Source organism: Arthrobacter sp. GAS37 (assembly GCF_044908325.1).
Taxonomy (GTDB): domain Bacteria; phylum Actinomycetota; class Actinomycetes; order Actinomycetales; family Micrococcaceae; genus Arthrobacter; species Arthrobacter ramosus.
On sequence record NZ_JBIYDB010000072.1, the window covers coordinates 1 to 8,814 of the forward strand.

Annotated in this window: 4 protein-coding genes; 3 read left to right on the forward strand and 1 reads right to left on the reverse strand. The window is 63.3% G+C overall.

Features of this window, described 5'->3' with window-relative positions; genetic code table 11:
• Nucleotides 1-737, reverse strand: a 737-nt coding sequence (locus tag ABH924_RS24535; protein WP_404503099.1) for a DUF3417 domain-containing protein, incomplete at its 3' end; no start/stop codon positions are given.
• 131 nt (nucleotides 738-868) lie between these two features.
• Here ABH924_RS24535 and ABH924_RS24540 point away from each other — a divergent pair.
• From ABH924_RS24540 to ABH924_RS24550, 3 genes are read left to right on the forward strand one after another with little or no spacing between them, the layout of a single operon-like run.
• Nucleotides 869-2,947, forward strand: a complete 2,079-nt coding sequence (locus ABH924_RS24540; RefSeq protein ID WP_404503101.1) for an alpha-1,4-glucan--maltose-1-phosphate maltosyltransferase — start codon at nucleotides 869-871, stop codon at nucleotides 2,945-2,947.
• A 5-nt stretch (nucleotides 2,948-2,952) separates the two neighbouring features.
• Nucleotides 2,953-4,749: a maltose alpha-D-glucosyltransferase gene (gene treS / locus ABH924_RS24545; protein WP_234752541.1), complete on the forward strand. Its 1,797-nt coding sequence runs from the start codon at nucleotides 2,953-2,955 to the stop codon at nucleotides 4,747-4,749.
• Nucleotide 4,750: 1 nt separating this feature from the next.
• A complete protein-coding gene (locus ABH924_RS24550) occupies nucleotides 4,751-8,437 on the forward strand; it encodes a 1,4-alpha-glucan branching enzyme (protein ID WP_404503103.1) in 3,687 nt (1,228 codons plus the stop codon).
• Nucleotides 8,438-8,814 lie beyond the last annotated feature (377 nt).

Below are 8,814 nucleotides of genomic sequence, written 5' to 3' on the forward strand. Positions count from 1 at the left end.
CCGCCGTAGAGCCGGTCCGTGATCCCGCGCGCGGCGTCGTCGTTGGCCGGAACGTTCGAGTCGAGCAGCAGCAGCGGCACGCGCCCGACGTCGGCACGCCAGATATGCGCGTTGAGCTTGCGTCCGTTGGGCAGCGGCAGCGAGATCGTCACGGGCTTGCCGGTGCCGTCCTCGGACGGTTCACGCAACAGCGTCAAGGGCAGGCCGTCCGGGTCAAGGACCGGGTAGGTTTCCTGCTGCCAGGCGTCCCGGGAAAGGGACTGCTTGAAGTAGCCCGCCTGGTAGAGCAGCCCGACGCCGATCAGCGGCACGCCCAGGTCCGAGGCGGCCTTCAGGTGGTCCCCGGCCAGGATCCCGAGGCCGCCGGAATACTGCGGGAGCACCTCCGTGATGCCGAACTCGGGCGAGAAGTAGGCGATGCACGCCGGGGCGTCAGGACCCAGGCCCTGGTACCAGCGCGGCTCGCTCAGGTACCGGTCCAGGTCCGCAGCCGCGTGCTGGACACGCTCTACAAGTTCATTGTTGGAAGCAAGTTGGTCCAGCTGATCGCGGCTGATCGACCCGAGGAGGCTGATTGGATCGTGACGGCTCTCCTCCCACAATTCCTGGTCAAGGCTCGCAAAGAGTTCACGGGTAGGCCGGTGCCACGACCAGCGCAGATTCATCGCGAGACGCGCCAGTGGCTGGATCGGATCGGGGAGCAGGGTACGGACGGTAAACCTTCGAATTGCCTTCACGAGCGTCACACTAATCCACTCGGTGGACGGCAGGAACAGCTTTCGGTTTCTTTTAGGTAAATGACACATTGCGCGGAAGAGTCTGGGGTACCTCTTCGCAAAATGTGATTTTTCTCGCTAACGTCGAGGTTGTGACCACTACTGCAGCACCGCGATCCAGCTCAGCATCCAAGTCCAAGCAGAAGACCGGTATCACCGAAGGTCTCAGGTTCGGCAGATTCCCCATCACGGCCGTGCAGCCCGTGATCGAGGAAGGCCGGTTCCCGGCCAAGGCCTTGCCTGGTGAAGACTTGGTGGTCGGCGCCACGGTCTTCCGTGAGGGCCACGACCAGCTGGGGGTGAGCGCCGTCCTGCTAGACCCCAAAGGCAAGGAACGCCAACGTGTCCGGCTCGCCCCGGCGCCGGGTGAGCGCGGCAAGGGAACCGACCGTTGGGAGGGCCTGCTGACCCCGACGGCGCCCGGAGCCTGGACCTTCGCAATCGAGGCCTGGCACGACCGCTACGGCACGTGGCACCACAACGCGGAAGTGAAGGTCGAGGCCGGCATCGACGTGGAACTGATGCTCGCCGAGGGCGTGGCACTGCTCGCGGAGGCGGCAGGCGAAAGCACGAGAAGCGGAGCGGACAAGCGCATCCTTCGCGGTGCCTCCGAAGGCCTCGCCGATACTTCGAAGACTGCCGAGGAGCGCCTTGCCGCCGGCTTCAGCGCAGAGGTCGCAGCCGTCGTCGAGCGCCAACCGATCCGCGAACTGGTGACTGTCTCGGAACAATACCCGCTTCTCGTGGAGCGTGACCTCGCCGGCCGCGGGGCCTGGTACGAATTCTTCCCCCGCTCCGAAGGCGCCGTTTTCGATCCCACCGCGGGAACATGGACTTCAGGCAATTTCACGACGGCGGCCAAGAGGCTCGACGCCGTTGCGGACATGGGCTTCGACGTCATCTACCTGCCGCCCATCCACCCGATTGGTTTCCAGCACCGCAAGGGACGCAACAACACCTTGACTCCGGGTCCGCAGGATCCCGGCTCGCCGTGGGCCATCGGCTCCGAAGCCGGCGGCCACGACGCCATCCACCCGGAATTGGGATCGTTCGAGGATTTCGATGCTTTTGTGGCCCGCGCCAATCAGCTGGGTCTCGAGGTGGCGCTGGACTTGGCGCTGCAGGCCGCCCCGGACCATCCCTGGGTGAAGACCAACCCGGAATGGTTCACCACTCGGGTTGACGGCAGCATCGCCTATGCCGAAAACCCGCCCAAGAAGTACCAGGACATCTACCCGCTGAACTTCGACAACGATCCCGCCGGTCTGTCCAAGGAAATCCTGCGGATCGTTTTCCTCTGGGTGAGCCACGGCGTGAAGATTTTCCGTGTGGACAACCCCCACACCAAACCGGTGTGGTTCTGGGAATGGCTGATCGGCAAGGTCAACAAAAAGCACCCCGACGTCGTTTTCCTCGCCGAGGCGTTCACGCGCCCCGCGATGATGCACGCCCTCGGCCGGGCAGGCTTCCAACAGTCGTACACCTACTTCACGTGGCGGAACACCAAGGCAGAACTGGAATCGTATTTCCAGGAAGTCAGCCACGAATCTCCGGCGTACTTCCGACCCAATTTCTTCGTCAACACCCCGGATATCCTCACCGAATACCTCCAATACGGCGGTCCGGCTGCGTTCCGCGTCCGCGCAGCACTGGCAGCCACGGCCAGTCCGCTCTGGGGGGTCTACGCCGGATTCGAGCTGTACGAGCATGTGGCGCGTCCCGGGGCCGAAGAGTACATCGACAACGAGAAATATGAGTTCAAGGACCGCAACTGGGATGCCGCAGCGGCTTCCGGGCACAGTCTCGCCCCATACATCACGCGGCTTAACGCCATCCGGAAGGCCCACCCGGCCCTGGGTGACCTGCAGAACCTGACTTTGCATCACAGCACGGATGACGCCACCATCGTGTTCTCCAAGCACAAGACCTTGGCTGACGGCAGCAAGGACACCTTGATCATTGTGGTCAACGTCGATCCCCACGGCACCAGGGAAAGCACCGTGACCCTGGATCTCTCCGCTCTTTCGCTGGATCCATCCGACTTCACCGCTAACGGACGATTCTGGGTGGATGATTTGGTCAGCGGCGAAAGCTGGGAGTGGGGCGAGTACAACTATGTCCGACTGGACGCCCATGTAGAACCGGCACACATTCTCAATATCCGGAGGTAGCCTTAGTGAGCTTTAATCCGCAGGGTCAGAGTCAGTACTTCACGCCGAAGAACACTTTCGAGCTGAATGCCCCGGGTCTTCAACATGACCCTCATTGGTATCGGAAGGCTGTTTTCTACGAAGTGCTGGTGAGGGCCTTCGCGGATGCGAATGGCGACGGTTCCGGTGACTTCCACGGACTGATCGACAAGTTGGATTATCTGCAGTGGCTCGGGGTGGATTGTTTGTGGCTGCCGCCGTTCTTCGATTCGCCTTTGCGAGACGGTGGTTACGACATTTCCGATTACACGTCGGTGTTGGACGAGTTCGGCACGATCAGCGACTTCAAGCGGCTCGTGGCCGAATCCCATGCGAGGGGCGTCAGGGTCATCATCGACCTCCCGCTGAACCACACCTCGGACCAACACCCTTGGTTCCAGGAGTCACGCAAGAACCCGGATGGCCCGTTCGGCGACTTCTACGTGTGGAGTGACACCGACGAGAAGTACCAGGACGCGCGCATCATCTTCGTGGATACGGAAGAGTCGAACTGGACGTTCGATCCGATCCGCCGGCAGTTCTTCTGGCACCGGTTCTTCGGCCACCAGCCCGACCTGAACTTCGAAAACCCCAAGGTCATCGAGGCCGTTCACGACGTCGTGAAGTTCTGGCTGGACCAAGGCATTGACGGATTCCGGGCAGATGCCATCCCGTACCTCTTCGAAGAAGAGGGCACCAATTGCGAAAACCTGCCGGCCACCCACGGCTTCCTGCGGGACCTTCGGAAGATGGTGGATGAGAACTACCCCGGCCGTGTGATCATCGCCGAAGCCAACCAACCGCCGCACGACGTCGTGGAGTACTTTGGCACGGAGGAAGAACCGGAGTGCCACATGGCTTTCCACTTCCCCATCATGCCGCGCCTTTACTACGCGCTCCGCGACCAGAAGGCCGCCCCCATTATCGAGACGCTGCGGGACACCCCGGGAATCCCGGCCGGCGCGCAATGGGGCACCTTCCTGCGCAACCACGACGAACTCACCCTGGAGATGGTCACCGCCGACGAACGTGCCGCCATGCTGGGCTGGTACGCGCCAGACCCGCGAATGCGGGCCAACATCGGCATCCGGCGCAGGCTCGCCTCCCTGCTGGACAACTCCCGCTCCGAGATCGAGCTGATCAACGCGTTGCTGCTTTCCCTGCCCGGCAGCCCCTTCTTGTACTACGGGGATGAAATCGGGATGGGAGACAACATCTGGCTTGACGATCGCGATGCCGTCCGCACCCCGATGCAATGGAACCCGGACCGCAACGCAGGTTTCTCCAATGCCGATCCCGGAAAGCTCTACCTGCCCGTCATCCAGTCGCTGGTCTACAACTACAGCATGGCGAACGTCGAGGCCGAAGCGGCCCATTCCGGCTCGCTCCTGCGCTGGACACGCCAGATCCTGAGCGTCCGGAGGAACCACGCGGTCTTCGGGCTAGGCGGCTACCGGAACGTTCCGGCAGACCACGAGGTGGTTCTTGCCTATTTGCGCGAACTCCGGGATGACAATCCGGAAGGCGAGGATGCCGAATCCATCCTTTGCGTTTTCAACCTGTCCCAACATCCGGTTGCTACCACTTTGGACATCCCTGAATACGCCGGAAGAGGCCTAAGGGATGTGTTCGGCGGCCAGCCGTTCCCGGGAATCGGGGCCGACGGCTCCCTGACCCTCACGCTCGGCAGCCACGACTTCTTCTGGCTACGGATACGTTCGGCGGGTTCCACCGGCTCCTCGCCGTACACCCAGGCCATCCCAGTGCTCTCCATCGAAGGCTGACATGAGTCAAATGGCGCCCACCACGGTCCTGGCCTCCCTGCTCAAGGAATGGCTGCCCCGGCAGCGCTGGTTTCCGGTCAAGGCAGGGTTATTCGAACTGGATTTCGTCGGCTCGTTCGCCCTTTCTGCGCCAGCCCCCGGGACCGGCCTGGAGGTCCAGCTCATCTCCGTCGCCTACGCCACGGCCGATGGCGGGAGGCAGACCGACATCATCCAAGTACCGCTCAGCTTTCGTTCCGCGCCCTCGGCCGCCTTGGCAACTGCCTTGGTGGGCCAGATCGGCGGAACAAGCGATGAGGACCCGCCGGTCTGGGTATACGACGCCCCCCACGATCCTGACTTTGTGACGGCATGGCTGGATCTCATCCGGGGTCAGGCGTCCGCCGAGCCCGGAGAGGGGGAGTGCACCGCGAGCGGTCAGACGGTGCCGGGCAGCCTGAGGCTGCCCACTGCCTCAGGATCCGTGCGTGTCTCTTCCGGTGAGCAGTCCAACACTTCAGTGATCGTCGACGACGGCGTGTCCGCGGCGATCGTGAAGATCTTCCGGGTCCTGTCGGTCGGCAAGAACCCCGAGGTGGAGGTGGGCGCGGCCTTGACTTCGGCGGGAACGAAGGAAGTGCCCTCCACGCTCGGCTGGATTACGGGAACATGGGAGGTACGGACACCCCTGGGCCGGCACGGCACAGCCTCGGCGGATTTCGCCGTTGCCCACGAATTCCTTGCCGGCGGGCAAGACGCTTGGCGCCTCGCCGTCGACGCTGCGGCATCAGGCAAGGACTTTGCCGCCGAAGCCCGGCAGCTGGGCCAGGCGACTGCCACCGTGCACCTTCGGCTCGCGGAAACCCTCGGAACCGCCCGGGAACGCGTTCCCGGCCAGGACATCGCGCCCGAAGTAGCCCGGCGCGTCCGCCAGTCGTGGGCTGAGGCCGGCACCGCCGTCGGGCCCCATGAACAGCAGCTCGAGGCACTCCTGACGCAACTGTCGGGCAAGGAAGCCGGGACGCTGCAGCGCATCCACGGAGACCTTCACCTGGGCCAGATCCTCTTGGTGCCCGGCACCGCGGGCGAAGCGGCCCGGTGGGCGATCCTGGACTTTGAGGGCGAACCCCTGAGGCCGATCGAACACCGTAACATTCCAGACGTTCCCCTGCGGGACGTCGTCGGAATGCTGCGGTCCTTCGACTACGCGGCCGGTGCGGCCATCCGCGAGAACCCGGGCGCCCGGGTTCCCGCCACGTGGGTTGACGACTGCGCCGAGGCGTTCCTGGCCGGCTACAGCGACATCACCCCTGGAACTATTGACCGCCGCTCGCCGCTGTTTGTGGCATTGTGGCTGGACAAGGCCTTGTACGAGGTGATCTACGAGCTGCGGAACAGACCGGACTGGTTGCCCATTCCGGTCAATGCTTCGCGGCAGCTCCTCGGAAACACGAGCCCCGGCACGGATGCCGCGGCGACATCGGAAGGTAAGGAAATGACAGGCTCAGCACGTACCGAACGGCCCCGAGTCCCGCTGTATGTGGACGCCGCTACCCTGGGCCGGGTGGCCGCTGGTGCGCACCACGCCCCGCACTCGGTGTTGGGCGCCCACCTTGACGACCACGGTCACGTCACGATCCGCACGGTCAAGCACCTCGCGGCGGAGGTAACTGTAGTCACGGAAGCCGGTTCGACCCCGATGACCCACGAGACCGACGGGATCTGGGTGGCGGTCCTCGAACCGCTGCAGCACGGCCACGTGCCGGACTACCGCCTGGACGTTGTGTACGGCGATTCCGCGCCGGTGACGACCAATGATCCGTACCACTACCTTCCAACCGTCGGTGAGGTGGACCTGCACCTCATCGGAGAAGGCCGGCACGAACGGCTCTGGGACACACTGGGAGCCCACGTCCAGCACTACCGCTCCCCGCTCGGCGATGTGGACGGCGTCTCCTTCGCCGTCTGGGCGCCCAACGCACAGGCAGTCCGCGTCAAGGGCGACTTCAACTCCTGGGACGGGCGTGAGCATGCATTGCGCTCACTCGGGTCTTCAGGCGTCTGGGAAGTCTTCATCCCGGGCGTTGTAGCAGGGGCGTGCTACAAATTCGAGCTACTCACCAAGGCCGGCCATTGGGTGGAGAAAGCCGACCCGCTCGCCTTCGGCACCGAAGTTCCGCCCTTGACTGCGTCCCGCGTGGTGGAGTCCGGCTACCGCTTCAAGGACGACGCCTGGATGACGGCGCGCGCCAACAAGGATCCGCACAACTCGCCCATGAGCGTCTACGAAGTCCACCTTGGTTCCTGGCGCCTTGGCCTCGGGTACAAGGAGTTGGCCAAGGACCTCGTGGAGTACGTGAAGTGGCTTGGTTTCACCCACGTCGAGTTCATGCCGGTGGCCGAGCACCCCTTTGGCGGTTCATGGGGTTACCAAGTCACGTCCTACTTTGCTCCGACCTCCCGCTTCGGGCATCCGGATGAGTTCCGGTTCCTGGTCGATTCACTGCATCAGGCGGGCATCGGCGTGATCCTGGACTGGGTCCCCGCGCACTTCCCGAAGGACGCCTGGGCCCTTGCCCGTTTCGACGGCGAACCACTGTACGAACACTCCGATCCCCGGCTCGGTGAGCACCCGGACTGGGGCACGCTCATCTTCGACTTCGGCCGCACGGAGGTCCGCAACTTCCTGGTCGCGAACGCCCTGTACTGGCTTGAGGAATTCCACATCGACGGGCTTCGGGTGGATGCCGTTGCCTCCATGCTCTACCGTGACTATTCCCGCGAGGAAGGGGAGTGGTTCCCCAACGTCCACGGCGGACGCGAGAACCTGGAAGCCATCTCCTTCCTCCAAGAGGTCAACGCCACGATCTACAAGACCCACCCAGGGGCCGTGACCATTGCCGAGGAATCCACGGCGTTCGCCGGCGTCACCGCGCCGACCAACCATGGCGGCCTGGGATTCGGCCTCAAATGGAACATGGGCTGGATGCACGATTCCCTCAAGTACATCTCCGAAAACCCGGTGAACCGCCGCTGGCACCACGGTACGGTGACGTTCTCCATGGTCTATGCCTTCACTGAGAACTTCCTGCTGCCCATCAGTCACGACGAAGTTGTGCACGGCAAGGGATCCATGCTGCGGAAGATGCCCGGCGACCGCTGGCAGCAGCTCGCCAACGTGCGGGCGTTCATGGCGTACCAGTGGGCGCACCCGGGCAAGCAGCTCATCTTCATGGGCACCGAATTCGGCCAAGAGGCCGAATGGTCCGAACAGCACGGGCTCGACTGGTTCCTTGCCGACATCCCCGCGCACCGCGGGCTGCAATTGCTCACCCGCGAGTTGAACACGCTGTACAGCTCGACGCCGGCCCTGCATGTCCGGGACAACGAGCCTGGCGGTTTCCAGTGGATCAACGGCGCGGACGCGGACCGCAACGTACTCACCTTTATCCGGTGGGACCACGACGGCAACCCCCTGGTGTGCGCCGTGAATTTCTCGGGAGGCCCGCACCAGGACTATGTGCTTGGCGTCCCGTCTGCCGGCGCATGGCAGGAAGTACTCAACACTGACGCCGACGTGTACGGGGGCTCGGGTGTGATCAACAGTGGTGAACTGCTTGCCACCGCACCCGGGGCGGAGGGACTGCCTGCTGCACTGACCGTCACCTTGCCGCCGCTCGGAGCTTCCTGGTTCGCGCCTGTGGGGTAGCTGTTCTGCTTGTCTGAGGGTGAAGGGTCCGGAAGCCTTGAGTTTCCGGGCCCTTTGCATGGATCTTGCGGGCGGTTGCTGAAGCGCAGGAAGCCGCCTGGCGGGAGTTTTGCCTCCCCGGAGAACTGGTGGTATAGTTAGTACCCGCGCTGCTCCCCAGTGGAGATCGGTGAAGTTGACTGACGTTCCTCGTGAAGATCAAGTCAAGAACGCTGATTTGACTAGGAGGCAAGCAGCCGGTAAGTTTGGGAAGTTGCTCCGGAGCGATCCTGGACCCTTGGTTGGGTGTGGGTGGTGCCGGGTGTGTCTGTTGTTTGAGAACTCAATAGTGTGCCAAGTTTGTTGATACCGATTTGTTTTTATGAATTGGTTGTTTT

Coding starts and splice junctions, on each gene's coding strand:
- ABH924_RS24550 (WP_404503103.1), top strand. CDS start 4,751: ATGAGTCAAATGGCGCCCACCACGGTCCTGGCCTCCCTGCTCAAGGAA.